The organism is Sphingobium vermicomposti (genome assembly GCF_011762025.1).
In the GTDB taxonomy this organism is placed as follows: domain Bacteria; phylum Pseudomonadota; class Alphaproteobacteria; order Sphingomonadales; family Sphingomonadaceae; genus Sphingobium; species Sphingobium vermicomposti.
The window spans coordinates 549260-566582 of record NZ_JAASQR010000001.1; the positions used below are offsets into that span (position 1 = coordinate 549260).

The window sequence follows — 17323 nt, forward strand, 5'->3', positions numbered from 1 at the left end:
CCAGCCTTCCTATAGAGACGGTATGAAGAGAATTTTCGGGTGGATGCCCGGCATCAAAAGCGCCATGGTCCAAGGCCCCTGGGGCAATAAGGGCGACGGTCCCGACGGGGGCGACGGCCCAGGCAAGGGAAATGACGGCCCTCGCAATCCCTGGACGCAGCCGGGTCGACCTTCGGGATCGAAGGGGCCTTCCGCGATCGACGAACTGCTGCGCCGGGGTCGTGAAAGCTTTGGCCAGGGCGGCGGCGGATTTGGCAATCTTCCCCCACGCCCCAACGGCAAGGCTCTTTGGCCCGCAGCAGTCGGCATCTTCGTCCTGCTGTGGCTGGTGTTGACCTGCGTCCATCGCGTTGGCCCGCAGGAACGCGGCGTAGTGACGCTGCTGGGCAAATATAGCCGGACGATTTCGCCGGGCATCAGCCTGACGCTGCCGTCGCCGCTGGAAAATGTGACCACCGTCGATGTCGAGGAAATTCGCGCCATCGATATCGGATCGGCCAGCGCCGAGAGCGAGAATCTGGTGCTGACCGGTGATCAGAACATCATCGATCTTGCCTATTCGGTGCGCTGGAATATCCGCAGCCCGGAACTTTATCTGTTCCAGCTGTCCGACCCCGATGACACTGTCCGCGAAGTGGCGGAAAGCGCCATGCGCTCCGTCGTCGCCAGCGTCAGCCTGGACGATGCTCTGGGCGCGGGCCGGACCGAGATCGAACAACAGGTCGAACAACGTATGCAGGATATACTCGACGGCTACCGGTCGGGCATTCGCGTGCAGGGCGTCGCCATCAAGCAGGCCGACCCGCCGACCGCCGTCAACGACGCGTTCAAGGCCGTGTCCGCTGCTCAGCAGACCGCCCAGACCTATCTGAACGAAGCGCGCGCCGCCGCGCAGCAGGTGACGGCAAAGGCGCAGGGCGAAGCCGCTGCCTTTGACAAGGTCTACGAACAATATCGGTTGTCGCCGGACGTCACGCGCCGCCGCATGTATTACGAAACCATGGAGGGCGTCCTGTCCAACGTCGACAAGACGATCGTCGAAAGCGGCAATGTCACGCCGTTCCTGCCGCTGCCCGAACTCAAGCGCCGGGCGCAGGCTGCGGCGTCAGCCCCTGCTGCTCCTGCCGAGGGGAACCGGTGATGCCGAACTTGCTGCGCCATCCCGTCGCGCTCGCGCTGTCGGTTATCGCCCTGCTGCTGCTGATCGGCAGCACGATTGCCATCGTTCCTGAAACGAAACAGGGCGTGGTCGTCCGCTTCGGCGATCCCAAGAAGATCATCAACCGCTACCGCCCGAACGAGGATTTCGGCAAAACGGGTGCCGGGATCATCCTGCGCTGGCCGTTCATCGACCAGATCGTCTGGATCGACAAGCGTGTGCTGTCGGTGGAAATGGAACGGCAGCAGGTGCTGTCGACCGACCAGTTGCGATTGCAGGTCGACGCCTTCGCCCGTTATCGCATCGTCGATCCGCTGCGCATGTATATCGCGGCGGGCAACGAAGAACGCGTATCCGAAGCATTGCGCCCGATCCTTGGGTCGGCGCTGCGTAACGAATTGGGCAAGCGCCCCTTCGCCGCGCTGCTGTCGCCTGAGCGCGGGCAGGTGATGGACAATATAGAGGCGGGTCTGAACCGCGTCGCACGGCAATATGGCGCGCAGATCGTCGACGTGCGGATCAAGCGGGCCGACCTGCCCGATGGTGCGCCGCTGGAAAGCGCCTTTACCCGGATGCGCACGGCGCGTGAGCAGGAAGCGCTGACCATCCGTGCGCAAGGGGCCAAGCAGGCGCAGATCATCCGGGCGGAAGCGGACGCCAACGCGGCCCGCATCTATTCCGACAGCTTTGGCAAGGACCCGCAATTCTACGATTTCTATCGGGCCATGCAGGCCTATCGCTACACGTTCGCGACGGATCGGTCGGGATCGACCAATATGGTCCTGTCGCGCGACAATGAGTTCCTGAAACAGTTTCAGGGCCGTTAGGATCATTACGGAACCAGCGTCATTCAATGAGGGTTAAGGCAGGGCGGCGCATTCCCACTCTCGCGGAGTCCCGCCTTCCTTTCCGCAAGTTCATGAGAGGACTGTCACGAGTGCGTTACGCTTATGCCATCACCGGTGCCCTGCTGCTTGGCGGCACCGCCGTCGCCGTAACCTCCAGCCCCAATGTCGGCGCCCAGACTGCCCAGAATGAAGGCATGCAGGCCGCGGCCCCTGCGGGTGCGCCCGCCAGCCTGGCCGACATGGTGGAAAAACTGCAACCTGCCGTCGTCAACATTTCGACCAAGCAGCGTGTGCAGGTGCAAAATCCGTTCGCAGGCACGCCCTTTGGCGAATTGTTTGGCGCGCCCGGCGGACAGCCGCAGACCCGTCAGGCGCAATCGCTGGGGTCGGGCTTCCTCATTTCCGCCGACGGCTACATCGTGACCAACAATCACGTCGTTTCTGCTGGAGCAGAAAGCGCTTCGGTCGATTCCATCACGGTGACGCTCACCAATCGTGAGGAATATAGCGCCCGCCTGGTCGGCCGCGACCCCGCGACCGACATCGCCGTGCTGAAGATCGACGCAAAGAAGCCCATGCCCTTCGTCAAATTCGGCGACAGCACCAAGGCGCGCGTGGGTGACTGGGTCATTGCCATCGGCAATCCCTTTGCCCTGTCTGGCACGGTGACAGCCGGGATCATTTCCGCTGTCCATCGCGGCACGGGCGGCACCTACGACAAGTTCATCCAGACCGACGCATCGATCAACCAGGGCAATAGCGGCGGCCCGATGTTCGACATGCGCGGCAATGTGATCGGCATCAACAGCCAGATCCTGTCGCCATCGGGCGGCAATGTCGGCATCGGATTCGCCATTCCTGCCGAACAGGCGGCTCCCATCGTGGCGACCCTGCGCAAGGGACAGAGCGTCAAGCGCGGCTATCTGGGCATCCAGATCAGCCCCTTGGGTGAAGACATGGCCGATTCGCTCGGCCTTGCGAAGAACCGTGGCGAATTCGTCCAGGGCGTGGAGCCCGGCAAGGGCGCGGACCGTGCCGGGATCAAGCCGGGCGACGTGATCGTCAGCGTATCGGGCCAGGAAGTGACGCCGGACCAGAATCTGTCGTCCATCGTCGCCAACCAGCCGATTGGGACACGGGTGCCGATCGTGCTGATCCGCAATGGTCAGCGCCAGACGGTCACCGCCATCGTCGGTGAACGACCATCGGAAGATGAACTGAACAGCTTCGCCCAGCAGCAGGGCGATGATTTCAGCCAGCAGCAACCGCCTTCGTCCGGCCCGCAGGCAAGCCAGCAGTCGCTCGGCATTTCGGCGATCCCGCTGACGCCCAGCATCACGCGCCAGCTTGGCATCGCCGCCGAAACGCGCGGCATCGTGATCACGGCGGTGGACAGTTCAACCGATGCGGGTGCCAAGGGCCTGCGCCGGGGTGACGTGGTCATCACCGCCAACAACCGCCCGGTCGCCAGCCAGGCCGATCTGGATGCCCAGGTGAAGCAGGTCGCGGCGCAGGGCCGTACCGCCATCCTGCTGCAGGTGTTGCGGCGCGGCCAGCCCGCCGTGTTCCTGCCGGTGCGCCTGCGCGACAAATAAAGCGGCTCAACACAAAGCGGATCGTTACGAGCCGCGCTTGCCCGGATGATTGGCTTCCCTATAGTGTGGAAGCCGTCACCGGCAGGCGCGGCTCGAACCGTTTGAGGGAGCAAGGGGCACATGAGCGACGGCATTTTCATCGGCCTTGGCGCACCAGAAAAGGATGGCGGCATCCCGCAGATACTGAACCTGCGGCGCGCTAATCGGCACGGGTTGATCACCGGCGCGACGGGCACGGGAAAAACCGTAACCTTGCAGGGCATCGCAGAAAGCTTTTCAGCCCGCGGCGTTCCCGTATTCCTGGCCGATGTGAAGGGCGACCTGTCCGGCATCGCCATGGCAGGATCGCCGACCGCGAAAAACGCTGACAAGCTGGTGGCCCGCGCACAGGAAATCGGCGTCGATAATTACAGCTATGCCGACAATCCCGCCATATTCTGGGATTTATATGGGGAGCAGGGTCATCCGATCCGCACCACTGTCAGTGAAATGGGGCCGCTGCTGCTGTCTCGGTTGATGGGCCTTAACGAAACTCAGGAAGGCGTGTTGTCGATCGCCTTCAAATATGCCGACGATCAGGGTCTGCTCCTGCTCGACCTGGGCGATCTTCAGGCAATGCTCGTCCATTGCGCGGAAAATGCCGACACGCTGTCGGCCCGCTATGGCAATGTGACAAAGGCGAGCGTCGGTGCCATCCAACGCCAACTGCTGCAGCTGGACAGTCAGGGCGGCGACCATTTCTTTGGCGAACCGGCACTCGACATCCATGATTTCCTGAAGGTGGACGATCAGGGCCGGGGCTATGTCAATGTACTTGCCGCCGACAAGCTGATGCAGAGCCCCCGGCTCTACGCCACATTCCTGCTCTGGCTGCTGTCGGAATTGTTCGAAACGTTGCCTGAAGTCGGCGACCCGGACAAGCCGGTGCTCGTCTTCTTTTTCGATGAAGCGCATCTGCTGTTCGACGACGCGCCCAAGGCACTGACCGACAAGATCGAGCAGGTCGTGCGCCTGATCCGGTCGAAGGGTGTCGGTGTCTATTTCGTGACGCAGAACCCGATCGATATTCCCGAAGAAGTGGCCGGACAGCTGGGCAACCGCGTTCAACACGCCCTGCGCGCCTTCACCCCGCGCGACCAGAGGGCGATCAAGGCGGCAGCGGAAACATTCCGAATCAATCCCGATCTCGACGTCGAAACGGCCATCACGGAACTCCGGGTCGGCGAAGCGCTGGTTTCGTTGCTTCAGGATGATGGTTCGCCCAGCATCGTGCAGCGCACGCTGATCGCTCCGCCACGATCACGCCTGGGGCCGGTGGACGCCAAGGAACGCGCCATCATCCAATCCATCTCCCCCTGCGCCGACAAATATGACACGGCGGTCGACCGCGAATCGGCCGAGGAGATATTGGCGGCGCGCGGCGAAGCGGCAGCCGCCGCCGTCCAAGCCGCCAAGGCGCAGGCGGAAAGCGAAAAGGCCGCCGCTGCTCAGGCCAAAATGGAGGCGAAGCAGCGCGAGGCGGAACTGAAAGAACAGGCGCGGCGCGACGCCACCGCCGCGCGCGAAGCGGCCCGGCCCTCATCGATGGACCGTGCCGTTCAGTCCGCCACCCGCTCCGCCGCCTCTGCGGTGGGACGGCAGGTGGCCAATGAACTGGGGCGTGCCGTGTTCGGCGGGTCCACCCGGCGATCATCGGGCGGCCTGGCTGGCAAGCTGGTGCGCGGAATATTGGGCGGCCTGTTCAAATAGGGATATTGTCAGTCACAACGGGAGAAGATCGATGCGCATGGCAATGGTGGCCGGCTCTATAGTGGTGCTGGGCCTAGCAATTCCTGCGGCGGCCCAGTCGAACCGCGAACTGCGCCGCGCCGCGAACGCCGCGATCGTCAGCGATATCGCGAAGGACCGTCAGGCGGAACGCGACGCGAAGCGACAGCCCTATAGCTCTCCGGGCTATGGCAATATCAGCTCGGCAAGGGCAGCGAGCGCGGCCTGTGCAGCCAAGGCGCGCGAGGAAGCCGGGCCGGGCGCAGCCATCATTGGCAGGTCCAGAACCAGTTCCATGTCGACCGGGTGGGAAGTCGAGGGCGATGTCGGTCCCTATGGCGACCTTCAGTCCGTGCCATTCGTCTGTTCGGTGCGCAACGGGTCGGTCAGCGGTGTCCTGATCGACCCGGAAAGATAAGCGGAACTTGGCCGCAAGCAGGGCCTGTCCCTTGAAAAGAAAGCCTGTTCGCTTTCCCTACCGCCGTCATTGCTTATCGCGCTGAGCAAGGGGTAGAGCGATCTGCGTGAAATATGAATCACGCAGCTTGCTCTATGCCTTTGTTGCCGCATCGCTTTTTGCGGAAAACCGGTTCCCACTTTTCCGCGCGATGCTCTAAGGAAAACGGATGACGGCCCTCGCCCATTCGCGCCATCCGCTTCGCTTCGGCAATTTCCGGGCCTATCTGTGGAGCCGGTTCGCGGCCGTCCTCGCGCAATATGCCATGATGACGATATTGGGGTGGCAGGCCTACAACATCGCTCGTGGCACGATGAGCACGTCGGGGGCCGCCGCGCAGCTGGGCCTTATCGGCCTTATCCAATTCCTTCCTCTCTTCTTCCTGACCCCCCTGACCGGATGGGTCGCGGATCATTTCGACCGGCGCTACATTTCGCGCATCACCCTGTTCATTCTGATCGCCGCTTCGGGTGTATTGGCGCTGGCGACATATGAAGGGTGGATCAGCCTGCCGTTGATCTTTGGCATCGCCGCAGTGGTCGGTGTCACGCGGGCTTTCAACGGACCGGCCTATTCGGCTCTCGCGCCCAATCTGATCCCGCGCGACGTGCTGCCCAACGCCATCGCAATTTCCAGCGTGGCATGGCAGACGGGCATGATCGCAGGTCCGGCGCTGGGTGGCTATGCCTATGCGATTGAGCCATGGGGCGCTTATGCCGTTGCGTCGGGCCTTTTTGCCCTGGCTTGGGTCGGCATGATGATGATCAGCCCTGTCCCCCAACCGCCCCGTGACACGACCCGCCACCCCATTCGGCAGATGGTGGACGGCTTCACCTATGTGCGGTCCAACCGGCTGGTGCTTGCCAGCATGACGCTTGACCTGTTCGCGGTCCTGCTGGCGGGGGCGACGGCGCTGCTGCCGGTCTATGCGCGCGACATATTGCATGTGGGGTCCAGGGGGTTGGGTCATCTTGCCGCGTCGCCCGCAATCGGCGCAGGCTTGGTCGCGCTCTTCTTTTCCATCCGCCCGATGCAAAGGGATGTGGGCGTGAAGATGCTGGCGGCGGTCATCATATTCGGCCTGGCGACCATATTGTTCGGCTGCACCGCTTTCCTGCCGACGTCCATCGCGATGGAAGTGGGGATCGGCGCGCTGGTGACGCTGGGCGCGGCCGACATGGTGTCTGTCTATGTGCGCCAGTCGCTGATCCAGCTTCACACGCCCGACGCGATGCGGGGCCGCGTGTCCAGCCTGTCGCAACTCACCATATCCGCATCGAATGAATTGGGGGAAGCCGAATCAGGCTTCCTCGCCGCGCTGGTCGGTCCCGTCGTGGCCGTCATCGGCGGCGGGATCGGTGCAATCATAATCACGCTTTTCTGGGCGCGCCTCTTCCCTGAGCTGCGCCTTGCACGTACCTTCGACCCACCCGACATAAGGGAGGCCGATATCAGCCAGGAGAAGGCCACATGAAAGCTGCCAATATTCTCGAAACCATCGGCAACACGCCGCATATCCGCGTGAACCGCCTGTTCGGCGATGCGCCGGAAGGCACGGAAGTCTGGATCAAATCGGAACGATCCAATCCGGGCGGGTCGATCAAGGATCGCATCGCGCTATCGATGATCGAAGCAGCCGAAGAATCGGGCGACCTGACGCCCGGCGGCACCATCATCGAACCGACGTCCGGCAACACCGGAGTCGGGCTGGCCATGGTTGCTGCGGTCAAAGGCTACAAGCTGATCCTTGTGATGCCTGAAAGCATGTCGGTGGAACGCCGCCGACTGATGCTGGCCTATGGCGCGACCTTCGACCTGACGCCGCGGGAAAAGGGGATGAAGGGCGCTATCGAACGCGCGCTGGAACTGGTCGAACAGACGCCCGGCTCATGGATGCCGCAACAGTTTGAAAATGCGGCCAACATCGATGTGCATGTCCGCACGACCGCGCAAGAAATCGCGGCCGACTTTGCCGACAGCCCAATCGACGTGCTGATTACCGGCGTCGGCACGGGTGGCCACATCACCGGCGTCGCGGAAGTGCTGAAGAAGCTGTGGCCAGACCTCAAAGTCTATGCGGTGGAGCCGACGCTTTCGCCGGTGATCAGCGGTGGGCAGCCTGGGCCGCACCCCATTCAGGGAATCGGCGCGGGCTTCATCCCCGCCAATCTGCATACCCAGCTTCTGGACGGCGTTATCCAGGTCGATCCGGCGGATGCCAAGGAATATGCGCGCCGCGCCGCGCGGGAGGAAGGCGTGCTGGTCGGCATATCGTCGGGCGGAACACTCGCCGCGATCGCCCAGAAGCTGAAGGAACTGCCCGCCGGTAGCCGCGTTCTGGGCTTCAACTATGATACCGGCGAACGCTATTTGTCGGTGCCCGACTTCCTGCCCGAATAGCACCGCGCCAAAGCGGGCATGATCGACGCTGCACCCATGGCCCGGCCGCATCCCCTGATGTGGCTGTTCTGGTTCATGCTGTTCGTCGGCGTGCCCGCCACGGTCGCTCATTGGGAAGCAACCGGCCCCACCATCCGCGCCTTTCACACGACGCTGGTCCAGACTGCCCGCGCCCCACGGGCGGCGACGCCCCCGCCTGCGGTGCAACCCGTGGAGCTTTATGAACTGGACCGCGATCAGGCGCGGGCCTTCAATTCCGCCATCCCCTTTTCGCGCCTGCCCAGTCCAGCGGCGCGGCCCTTCGTCTTTTCGGGCACGCCGATTGATCAGGCGCGCGCGATCGACTGTCTGGCGGCAGCGCAACTATACGAAGCGGGCGACGATGCGGTGGGAGAGCGCGCGGTCGCCCAAGTCGTGTTGAACCGGGTGCGTCACCCCGCTTTCCCCAAGACCGTCTGCGGCGTGGTGTTCCAGGGGCAGGAAAGATCGACCGGATGCCAGTTCACCTTCACCTGCGACGGCGCACTGGCCCGGTCACCGACGCAGGCCGCATGGAACCGGGCGCGGGACATTGCGCGGGCAGCGCTCGCTGGCCAGGTGTTCAAGCCGGTCGGCTATGCCACCCATTATCATACCGACTGGGTGGTGCCCTATTGGAGCAGCAGCCTGGACAAGGTCGCGGCGGTCGACACGCATCTCTTCTTCCGGTGGCGGGGATGGTGGGGCACGCCCCCCGCCTTCCGCTTGAGCCGAGCGTCGACAGAGCCAGTCATCCCCCGCATCGCGCATCTGTCGGCAGCGCATCAGGGCGACGGCATCCTGATCGCTGGCCTGCCGCCGGTGCTGTTGCCGGGCGGCGGCGTGGCGACACTGGCGGCCCAGCCTCAACAAGCCATCGGCGCGGAGTCTGTCGGACGGACGATGGCAGGCGCGCGATTGATCACGATTGCGCCGGGCGCGAAAAGTTTCCTGGTGGAACTAAGCCGCGACAGCCAGCCTGACATGTGGCCAGCGATGGCGCAGACATTCTGCGCCGGGCGGCCCGAATGCCGAATCATGGCATGGCGGACGGGCAACGCTCCGTCGGGGCTGCCCCTGACCGGGGATCAGATGGAAAGCATGACTTTCGCCTATATCCACAATGCCGCTACGGGCCTGCAGCGATCCCTCTGGAACTGCACCCAATCGCCACGCGCCAATGCGGGGGAATGCATGCGTCAACGCAATCCCGCCCCCGCGCAGACCCGTGAGCCGGCGACAAAGGTCGTCGTGCCGACGCTCGGCGGCGTGCGGCGTAAGGATCGGTTCGAAACGGTGAAGATCATACCGCCCGCCCCTGTCGTGGCGCAGAAGGACATGCCAACTCAATAGGCAGCCTTGACACCCCACACGGTCACGCGCGCCACCCTGGAGCCATGCAATAAAAAAGGGGCCGCCGGGCAGGCGACCCCTTCTATCCTCTCCGCGAAAGCGGGCAGGCGCGTTTTAGTCGTTCTTCGGCTGAAGATTGACGGCCGCGTGCTTACCGCGACGATCGACTTCCAGTTCGAAGTCCAGACGGTCGCCTTCATTGAGGGCAGACATGCCTGCACGCTCTACGGCGCTGATGTGGACGAATGCGTCAGGCTGACCGTCGTCGCGCTGGATGAAGCCAAAGCCCTTCATTGCATTGAAGAACTTGACCGTGCCGCTGGCGCGCTCACCCGTCAGCTGGCGCTGCGGGCCACCGCGATCGCCGCCGCCGAAGCCGCCACGGTCACCACCGAAGCCGCCTGCGCGGGGTTCACGGGGTTCACGCGGACGATCGACGACCGGAAGGGGCTCACCCTCGATCTTGAGGTCGGTCGCAGAAATCTTGCCGCCGCGATCCACCAGGGTGAAGCCGAGCGGCTGACCTTCGGCAAGGCCGGTCAGGCCAGCCTGCTCCACAGCGCTGATGTGAACGAACACGTCTTCCGCGCCATCATCACGAACGACGAAGCCGAAGCCTTTTTGTCCGTTGAAGAATTTGACTACGCCGGTGCCTTCGCCGACGACCTGGGCAGGCATACCGCCACCGCCGCCACGACCGCCGCCGAAGCCGCCACCACCGCCGCCGCCAAAACCGCCGCCGCCGCTGCGGAAACCGCCGCCACCGCCGCCGAAGCGGTCACCGCCGCCACCGCCGAAGCGATCGCCGCCGCCAAAGCCGCCGCGATCACCGCCGAAGCCGCCACGATCACCGCCGCCGTAGAAATTGTCGTCGCCGAACCCGTCGCGCTTATCCTTGCCGCGCCCGCCGCGGCGACCTCTATCAAAACTCATGCCCTGTTGGTCACTTTCGCTTCGCCCAAGACTAAATCGGACAAACATGCCGGGCGAAATGACATGCAGAATCCACCGCAAGGATGCGGCTTTAGGGAATCACTATATCAATTTTTCAGGGCAGCGCGAATGATTTTAGCCCGATTGCTCCCGCATTGACGCCAAGGCCTGCTGGCCAGCCTTTCTAGGCACCCCGCAAAAGCGCCGATTGAGTTGCGACGGCTTTCGCCATAGAGGGGTCGGATGAGCGTATATTTTCATGAAGAGGACCTGCCCGCAGGCGTCCTCGCCCCCGGCCCCGTTGCCGTCGACACCGAAACCATGGGCCTCATCACGCCGCGCGACCGCCTGTGCGTCGTGCAGATCAGCGACGGCCAGGGTGACGAACATCTGGTACGATTCATGCCCGGCAGCGACTATGCCGCGCCCAACCTGCGCGCGGTTCTTGCCGACCCGGCACGGCTGAAACTCTATCATTTCGGGCGCTTCGACCTTGCGGCGATCAAACATTATCTGGGCGTGGTGGCAGCGCCCGTCTATTGCACCAAGATCGCGTCCCGCCTGATCCGCACCTATACCGACCGCCATGGTTTGAAAGAACTGGTGCGCGAAATGCTGGGACAAGAGATCAGCAAGCAGCAGCAGTCGAGCGACTGGGGTGCACCCACCCTGTCCGACGCGCAGAAGGAATATGCAGCGTCAGACGTGCGCTATCTGCACGCCTTGAAGCTGGAAATGGACAAGCGGTTGATACGCGAAGGCCGGATGGAACTGGCGCAGGCCTGTTTCGATTTCCTCCCCCACCGGGCCGACCTGGACCTGGCAGGCTGGCCGGAGATCGACATCTTCGCCCATATGTAAAGGGCGGGAGGCAGGCGCTCCATGTCAATCCAGGCGGAACAGCAACGCAGCGCACGACGGCAATGGGCACGGCCGAGGGGAAGTCATGACCGGGTGGTCGGGATGCTCCGAAACTGGCTTCCAGTTGCGGCGGGCGTGTTGGCCGCACTGTTGGCGACCGCCCCCTTTGTGGGCGGTGACAAGGTGAGCTTCGTGCTCGACAAGAACAAGGTGGAAGTGGCGCAGGAACGTATGCGCGTCACCGAAGCGCTCTATCGCGGTGAAGACAGCAAGGGGCAGCCCTTTTCGCTGCGCGCGGGGTCGGCGGTGCAGAAAAGCTCGCGCGAACCTGTGGTCGACCTTAATGACATGTCCGCGCGCGTCCTGCTGTCCGAAGGCCCTGCTTTGCTGAACGCCCGCAAGGGTCGGTACGACATGGACAGCGAACGGGTGGCGGTGGACGGCCCCGTGCAGTTCCAGGCCGCAGGCGGATACCGGCTGACGACGCGGGACGTGGGCATCGACCTCAAGACGCGAACGATGCGCAGCAACGGGCGCGTGGATGGCCGCATCCCCATCGGGACATTCAGCGGCGATCATCTGGAAGCCGACCTCAATGCCCGCACCGTGACGCTGCAGGGCAGGGCAAGCTTGCGCATCGAACAAAATGGCCTCAAAGGGCGGTAGTGATGAAGATATCGCTGATCCTGCTGTCGGCTGGCGCACTCGGCGCGGCTGCATTCCATCCCAGCGTCCAGGCGCAGGTGCTGAAAAATCATGACAGCAACGCGCCCGTCAACTTCAACGCCGACCGCATCGAAGTGCAGGATCGCGCCGATCGCGTCGTGGTATCCGGCAATGTAGAGGTGACCCAGGCGGGCATGCGGCTCAACGCGGCGCGCATGACGGTCGCCTACCGCAATGGCGGATCGAACGGCGGCGGGGTGGAAGTCGACCGGATCGACGCGACCGGCAACGTCGTCGTCACCAAGGGCAGCGAAACCGCACGCGGCAATGTAGCCATCTACGACCTCAACAAACGGCTGATCACCATGATCGGCAATGTCAGCCTGACCCAGGGCGCAAGCCGACTGACGGGCGGGCGACTGGTTATCGACCTGACCAGTGGCCGGTCGACCGTGGACGGGCGCTCATCCGGCGGCGCTCCGGGCGTATCGGGTGGATCAGGTGGACGCGTGTCGGGGACGTTTTCGGTTCCGCAGCGGAATAACTGACCCTTTTCCAGCACTGCCTCGCCGGCAGCACAGCGACGAAATCGCTGCGCCCGAAATGTCACTGTCAAGTTAATAATAATGGCATTTTTTGGGCAAAATGCTATCATGAAAATCTGCGGGGTCACCTTCGATTCTGCGAGGTCCACCATGTCACGCTTGCGAATAGCGGCTAGTGCCGCCTGTTGCTTTTTTGCGCTTTTTTCTGGCCAGGCCATGGCCGCAGAAGAAGCCAGTTGTTGGCAACCCTATGAAGTAGAGGCCGCCAAAGTCCGCGATCTGCACGTCATGCTGATGCTTGGTTCCCTAAAGTGCAAGTCACTCAATGTGGGGCTGGCCGACAAATATAGCGCCTTCACCGACCGTCACATCGGGCTGCTTTCCAGCTATAATAATGTACTCAAGGCCCGCTTCATGCGCACAAGCGGTATCAGCGATGGCCTGCGCGCCTATGAAGAGTTCAATACGAAATTGGGCAATACGCATTCCGGCAATCCCCAGACGGCCAGCTACTGCCAGATGATGGACACGCTGCTGACCGTGGCAACAGACGCACGGGATACGGAATTGCCCAAGCTGGCGCAGAATTTTTCCGAAAGCCGGATGGGCATAGAAACGGTCTGCGCGGCAGTGGCGGCCCCGGTCACAATTGCAGCAACAGCGGCGTCTGCGCCTGCCCCGGCACCGACGGCAACACCGCCCGCCTCGCCTGTCCCCGCGTCGGTGGCCATAGCTGACCCACCAGCCTCATCCACGTCGGCCGTGGCCGCGCTGGAAGCGGCGGCGGTGGCGCTCCAGACCGCTGCGGCCAGCCTGAAGGCGCAACCGGCGGCTCCGACGGCCACGCCTTCAGCGGATGTTCCAACAGCACTTCCGACGGCCCAACCCGCTTCGGCGACAATCATCACACCTGCGGGATGATGATCGCCGCGCTATCGGGAACGAGAGGTGCAGCGACGGGGGGATATCTCGTCCCTCCGCATGACCAAAGCCCGTGCCTTCTGGCAGGGATGCGCTAGGGGCGCTCGTCCCAGCGGATCAGTCGCACCTCGCCATCGCTCTCCACGGCGAGTTCGCCCAATGCGCCGGTGCGCAGCTTGAGCGACGTGGAGGGCAGCCCTGATGCGAGCAGCGCGAATCGGGCCGCGCCATTGCTGGTCACCAGCAGCTCCGCCCCCTCCCCCTCAACTTCTCTCGCGAACCATTTTCTCCAGGCGGCAAGGCGTGCCGGGGCGTCCACGATCCAGCCGTCGGGCGCGATGCCTTGTTCGTCCCAGTCCGCCAATGCCCGCGCTCCGATCCGGTCCAACACTTCGGTTTCGGGACGACCTTCGTCGGGGCCATGATCGATTTCACTGAGCCAGGGCAACGGGCCGGTGAACGCATGACCGGTCGCGGCGGCGATCCGCATCGCCGTCTCCCTCGCGCGCTGTAGCGGGCTGCTGTGAATGCAACGGATTGGCAAGCTGCGCTCGGCGAACCAGCTGCCCAGACGATCGGCCTGGACGCGACCGCTTTCGACCAGCGGAATGTCGGTCGCCGCGCCGATGCGACGGGCGTCGGCACTGCTGTCGAACGTGTTACCATGACGAATGATGAAGATGCGCCGGGTCATGGCAGAGCGGGCGTCGGGTCACCATGGATGGCGATGAGAGCCTCCACCCGATCGATGTCGGCGAGCGTATCGATGCCGGAACTGTCGAACAGCGGCGGTTCGACGGGCACGGTCATGACGGGGATGCCCAGCTCCAACAGGCGTAACTGCTCCAGCCCCTCGATCGTCTCCAACGCCGTTGGCGGGGCATTTTCAAAGCGCGTGAGTGCTTCAAGCGTGTAGCCATAAAGCCCGACATGCCGCCAAACCGGCGATGTCGGCTCACTCGCGCGCAGAGCCTCCTCTCCCCGAATAGCTGGAATGATAGTCTTGGAGAACCAGAGCGCTCGGCCATCGGCAGCGCGGGCGCACGTGGTCCCGCTAAAGGGTGATCGGATCTTATGGTCGCGCAACGCATCCAGCGCCGCCCAATCCAGCGCTATCACCGGAGTGACGACTTGCGCGCCGGATTGCAGCGCCCCGATGACGGATCGCAGCGCGCCTTTCGGCTGAAAGGGAGAATCGCCCTGAAGATTGACGACGAAACGCGGCGGCACGGGCCTCTGCAGCGCCGCGACCAGCGCTCGGCCCGATCCGGTGGCAATGCCGCTGTCGGTCATCGCCGCATCGCATCCTGCGGCCAATGCGTGGTCGGCAATCTCGCGGTCGTCGGTCGCAACGACCAGTTCCGCGTCGGCCAGGTCACCAATCGCGGCGCGGGCCATGGCGATTGTACGATGCAGCAACGTCCGCCCCGCGATCAGGTGCAGGGGCTTGCGCGGCAGGCGGGACGATCCCGCGCGTGCCGGGATGACGACGATGATGCTCAGGCGACCCCGGCGTTCAGCAGGTCATGCATGTGGACCGCGCCAACCAGCTGACCACCGTCGCACACAAACAGCAGGGTGACATTATGCAGATGCATCAGCCGCAATGCTTCGGACGCAAGGTCATCCGATCCCACCGTCAGCGGCGTCGGCGTCATATACCGGCCGACCGGCTCTGTCAGATGCTGTGTGTCGGTGACAGTGCGGCGCAAATCGCCATCTGTAAAGGCACCCACCAGTTCCCCGTCCTGATTGAGCACAGCGGTGCCGCCAAGCCGCCCCCGCGTCATTTCCATGGTCGCGTCCAGCAATGATGCATCTTCGCGCACGCGGGGGACGCCGTCGCCCTTCGCCATCAGTTCGCGAATCTTGAGCAGCTGCGCGCCAAGGCTGCCATTGGGATGAAATTTGTGGAAATCGTCAGCCGAAAAGCCCCTCATTTCCATAAGCGCGATGGCTAATGCGTCGCCAAAGGCCATCTGCACCGTGGTCGATGTGGTCGGCGCCAGCTCATTGGGGCAGGCTTCGCGCACGGCGGGAAGCAACACGCAGACATCGGAAGCCGCCGCCACCGTGCTTTCGGAGCGAGCCGTCAGGCCCAGCAAGGGTATGCCGAACCGCTTGCAATAATGAATGATCGGACCAAGTTCGTTCGATTCGCCCGAATAGGACAGCATCAACACGACGTCGTCAGGCGTCACCATGCCCAGGTCACCATGACCGGCATCGGCAGGGTGCATGAAAATGGCGGGCGTGCCAGTCGACGTCAGGGTGGCCGTCAACTTGCGGGCGACGATGCCGCTCTTGCCCATGCCCGTCACGATCAGGCGGCCTCGGACATCCATGATCACGCCGACCAGACGAAGGAATATCGCCGCAAAGTCGCGATCGGAAAACTGCACCTCCAGCGCGTCGATCCCCTGTGACGCGGTCGATAGGGTCCGGCGGGCGGTTTCAACGATCCGACTGCCGGAGCCGAAAGGCACGATCTTTGATACTGTAGACACGTAAAGGCCCTTTTCCCCCGGCTTCGCCGCCGGTTATCCCCTGGCTGGCGAGCGTGGCGGCGGTCGCATGGAAGCGCACCGCCATCATCTGATTTGCCGCAACCGTCCCGGCATTAAGCCGGCACCCGATGCGGGAATAGGACCGTTCGGACAGGGATGGCAATTCAATTTGTTAACGGCGTGCGAAAATTGCGCGACTCCACTGTCACACTAAGGATAAATCAGCAGCGCAAGGAAAGTCGCCGGAACTTTTCCGCCACAAGCGCGTCATGGGCGATTTTTATCGGCTATTCGCCATGATAGGATCGATACCAGGACACGAACTGCGGCACCCCGACCTCAATCGCCGTCTGTGGCGAGAAGCCGATATCACGGACAATGGCGCTGATGTCGGCAAAGGTAGCAGGCACGTCGCCCGGCTGCATCGGCTGGAAATCGACCTTCGCCTTGCGGCCACAGGCAACCTCCAGCACCGAAATGAGGTGCATCAACTCTTCGGGACGATTGTTGCCGATATTATAGAGTCGATGGGGTGAACGGCTGCCGCCCGCCTTGGCCGCGCCGTCATCGGCCGGCGCATGGTCAAGGCAGCCGATCACGCCGCTGACAATGTCGTCGATATAGGTGAAGTCGCGCTGCATCCGGCCATGGTTGAACACCGGAATGGGCTGACCCGCGAGAATCTTTTTCGTGAAGATCCACATCGCCATGTCCGGGCGTCCCCATGGTCCATAGACGGTAAAGAAGCGCAGGCCGGTCATGGGAATGCGGAAAAGATGAGCATAGGTCTCGCTCATCAGTTCATCGGCCCGCTTGGTCGCTGCATAGAGCGACACCGGATGGTCGGCACGATCCTCCACCCGGAAAGGCAGGCTGTCATTGCCACCATAAACCGACGAAGATGAGGCGTAGACCAGATGGCGCACCCGCCGTTCCCGCGCCAATTCCAGCATGTTGACATGGCCCGCCAGGTTGGAACGGACATAGGCATGGGGATTGATCAACGAATAGCGCACGCCCGCCTGCGCGCCCAGGTGGATGATGGCCTCCACCGTATGCCCGGCAAGCACCGCGTGCAGCGCGTCCATGTCGGCAAAATCGACCTCGGCGAAGGTGAACAGCTTGCCATGGCGATCCTGCAACGCGGTGATCCGGTCGCGTTTGAGCGAAACCGGATAATAATCATTCATATTGTCGATGCCGATCACCGCCCGCCCCGACGCAAGCAGCCGATCTGCGACGGCCATGCCGATGAACCCGGCAGCCCCGGTAACAAGGATGGTCATGCGGCAG

17 protein-coding genes are annotated in these 17323 nt (G+C 63.2%); 12 read left to right on the top strand and 5 right to left on the bottom strand.

What is annotated here, in order from left to right; genetic code table 11:
• Window positions 1-22 precede the first annotated feature (22 nt).
• From hflK to FHS54_RS02710, 8 genes are all read left to right on the top strand, one after another.
• Window positions 23-1141 (top strand): FtsH protease activity modulator HflK, encoded by a 1119-nt coding sequence (gene hflK / locus FHS54_RS02675; protein WP_208404725.1) that lies wholly within the window; start codon window positions 23-25, stop codon window positions 1139-1141.
• Entirely contained in the window at window positions 1141-1986 is an 846-nt protein-coding gene (gene hflC / locus FHS54_RS02680; RefSeq protein ID WP_167302673.1) for a protease modulator HflC, read from the top strand. Before hflK ends, hflC begins: the two co-directional genes overlap by 1 nt.
• Window positions 1987-2096: 110 nt before the next feature.
• Window positions 2097-3602 (top strand): Do family serine endopeptidase, encoded by a 1506-nt coding sequence (locus tag FHS54_RS02685; protein WP_167302235.1) that lies wholly within the window; start codon window positions 2097-2099, stop codon window positions 3600-3602.
• 120 nt (window positions 3603-3722) lie between these two features.
• Window positions 3723-5351, top strand: a complete 1629-nt coding sequence (locus FHS54_RS02690; RefSeq protein ID WP_167302236.1) for a helicase HerA-like domain-containing protein — start codon at window positions 3723-3725, stop codon at window positions 5349-5351.
• A 37-nt stretch (window positions 5352-5388) separates the two neighbouring features.
• Window positions 5389-5787 (top strand): hypothetical protein, encoded by a 399-nt coding sequence (locus tag FHS54_RS02695; RefSeq protein WP_243855581.1) that lies wholly within the window; start codon window positions 5389-5391, stop codon window positions 5785-5787.
• A 208-nt stretch (window positions 5788-5995) separates the two neighbouring features.
• On the top strand, window positions 5996-7300 hold the full coding sequence (locus FHS54_RS02700; RefSeq protein WP_167302238.1) for an MFS transporter: 1305 nt from the start codon (window positions 5996-5998) through the stop codon (window positions 7298-7300).
• On the top strand, window positions 7297-8226 hold the full coding sequence (gene cysK, locus FHS54_RS02705; RefSeq protein ID WP_167302239.1) for a cysteine synthase A: 930 nt from the start codon (window positions 7297-7299) through the stop codon (window positions 8224-8226). Before FHS54_RS02700 ends, cysK begins: the two co-directional genes overlap by 4 nt.
• A gap of 18 nt (window positions 8227-8244) precedes the next feature.
• Complete coding sequence (locus tag FHS54_RS02710; RefSeq protein ID WP_167302240.1) at window positions 8245-9597, top strand: cell wall hydrolase; 1353 nt, start codon at window positions 8245-8247, stop codon at window positions 9595-9597.
• Window positions 9598-9711: 114 nt separating this feature from the next.
• Here FHS54_RS02710 and FHS54_RS16515 read toward each other — a convergent pair whose 3' ends face one another.
• Complete coding sequence (locus tag FHS54_RS16515; RefSeq protein ID WP_167302241.1) at window positions 9712-10530, bottom strand: cold-shock protein; 819 nt, start codon at window positions 10528-10530, stop codon at window positions 9712-9714.
• Window positions 10531-10773: 243 nt separating this feature from the next.
• Here FHS54_RS16515 and FHS54_RS02720 point away from each other — a divergent pair, with 243 nt between their 5' ends.
• The 4 genes from FHS54_RS02720 to FHS54_RS02735 all read left to right on the top strand — a co-directional run bounded on the left by FHS54_RS02720 (window position 10774) and on the right by FHS54_RS02735 (window position 13523).
• A complete protein-coding gene (locus FHS54_RS02720; RefSeq protein WP_167302242.1) occupies window positions 10774-11391 on the top strand; it encodes a ribonuclease D in 618 nt (205 codons plus the stop codon).
• A gap of 21 nt (window positions 11392-11412) precedes the next feature.
• The gene (locus tag FHS54_RS02725) at window positions 11413-12057 is read left to right on the top strand and encodes an LPS export ABC transporter periplasmic protein LptC (RefSeq protein ID WP_167302243.1); all 645 of its coding nucleotides are present in this window, start codon (window positions 11413-11415) and stop codon (window positions 12055-12057) included.
• A 2-nt stretch (window positions 12058-12059) separates the two neighbouring features.
• Window positions 12060-12605, top strand: a complete 546-nt coding sequence (locus tag FHS54_RS02730) for an LptA/OstA family protein (RefSeq protein ID WP_167302244.1) — start codon at window positions 12060-12062, stop codon at window positions 12603-12605.
• Between the two features lie 213 nt (window positions 12606-12818).
• Complete coding sequence (locus FHS54_RS02735; RefSeq protein WP_243855583.1) at window positions 12819-13523, top strand: hypothetical protein; 705 nt, start codon at window positions 12819-12821, stop codon at window positions 13521-13523.
• A gap of 94 nt (window positions 13524-13617) precedes the next feature.
• Here FHS54_RS02735 and FHS54_RS02740 read toward each other — a convergent pair whose 3' ends face one another.
• The 4 genes from FHS54_RS02740 to FHS54_RS02755 form a co-directional block, all read right to left on the bottom strand.
• Complete coding sequence (locus FHS54_RS02740) at window positions 13618-14217, bottom strand: histidine phosphatase family protein (RefSeq protein ID WP_167302245.1); 600 nt, start codon at window positions 14215-14217, stop codon at window positions 13618-13620.
• On the bottom strand, window positions 14214-15017 hold the full coding sequence (locus FHS54_RS02745) for a 3-deoxy-manno-octulosonate cytidylyltransferase (RefSeq protein ID WP_167302675.1): 804 nt from the start codon (window positions 15015-15017) through the stop codon (window positions 14214-14216). Before FHS54_RS02745 ends, FHS54_RS02740 begins: the two co-directional genes overlap by 4 nt.
• A 5-nt stretch (window positions 15018-15022) precedes the next feature.
• On the bottom strand, window positions 15023-16030 hold the full coding sequence (locus tag FHS54_RS02750) for a KpsF/GutQ family sugar-phosphate isomerase (RefSeq protein ID WP_167302246.1): 1008 nt from the start codon (window positions 16028-16030) through the stop codon (window positions 15023-15025).
• A 287-nt stretch (window positions 16031-16317) separates the two neighbouring features.
• Window positions 16318-17316 (bottom strand): NAD-dependent epimerase/dehydratase family protein, encoded by a 999-nt coding sequence (locus FHS54_RS02755; protein WP_167302247.1) that lies wholly within the window; start codon window positions 17314-17316, stop codon window positions 16318-16320.
• Window positions 17317-17323 lie beyond the last annotated feature (7 nt).

What these genes read in the sequence shown, in the direction of transcription:
- FHS54_RS02740 (WP_167302245.1), bottom strand. Translation starts at nt 14,217, where the DNA reads ATGACCCGGCGCATCTTCATCATTCGTCATGGTAACACGTTCGACAGC.
- FHS54_RS16515 (WP_167302241.1), bottom strand. Translation starts at nt 10,530, where the DNA reads ATGAGTTTTGATAGAGGTCGCCGCGGCGGGCGCGGCAAGGATAAGCGC.
- FHS54_RS02725 (WP_167302243.1), top strand. Translation starts at nt 11,413, where the DNA reads ATGTCAATCCAGGCGGAACAGCAACGCAGCGCACGACGGCAATGGGCA.
- FHS54_RS02690 (WP_167302236.1), top strand. Translation starts at nt 3,723, where the DNA reads ATGAGCGACGGCATTTTCATCGGCCTTGGCGCACCAGAAAAGGATGGC.
- cysK (WP_167302239.1), top strand. Translation starts at nt 7,297, where the DNA reads ATGAAAGCTGCCAATATTCTCGAAACCATCGGCAACACGCCGCATATC.
- FHS54_RS02755 (WP_167302247.1), bottom strand. Translation starts at nt 17,316, where the DNA reads ATGACCATCCTTGTTACCGGGGCTGCCGGGTTCATCGGCATGGCCGTC.
- hflC (WP_167302673.1), top strand. Translation starts at nt 1,141, where the DNA reads ATGCCGAACTTGCTGCGCCATCCCGTCGCGCTCGCGCTGTCGGTTATC.
- FHS54_RS02720 (WP_167302242.1), top strand. Translation starts at nt 10,774, where the DNA reads ATGAGCGTATATTTTCATGAAGAGGACCTGCCCGCAGGCGTCCTCGCC.
- FHS54_RS02735 (WP_243855583.1), top strand. Translation starts at nt 12,819, where the DNA reads ATGGCCGCAGAAGAAGCCAGTTGTTGGCAACCCTATGAAGTAGAGGCC.
- FHS54_RS02700 (WP_167302238.1), top strand. Translation starts at nt 5,996, where the DNA reads ATGACGGCCCTCGCCCATTCGCGCCATCCGCTTCGCTTCGGCAATTTC.
- FHS54_RS02695 (WP_243855581.1), top strand. Translation starts at nt 5,389, where the DNA reads ATGGCAATGGTGGCCGGCTCTATAGTGGTGCTGGGCCTAGCAATTCCT.
- FHS54_RS02710 (WP_167302240.1), top strand. Translation starts at nt 8,245, where the DNA reads ATGATCGACGCTGCACCCATGGCCCGGCCGCATCCCCTGATGTGGCTG.
- hflK (WP_208404725.1), top strand. Translation starts at nt 23, where the DNA reads ATGAAGAGAATTTTCGGGTGGATGCCCGGCATCAAAAGCGCCATGGTC.
- FHS54_RS02730 (WP_167302244.1), top strand. Translation starts at nt 12,060, where the DNA reads ATGAAGATATCGCTGATCCTGCTGTCGGCTGGCGCACTCGGCGCGGCT.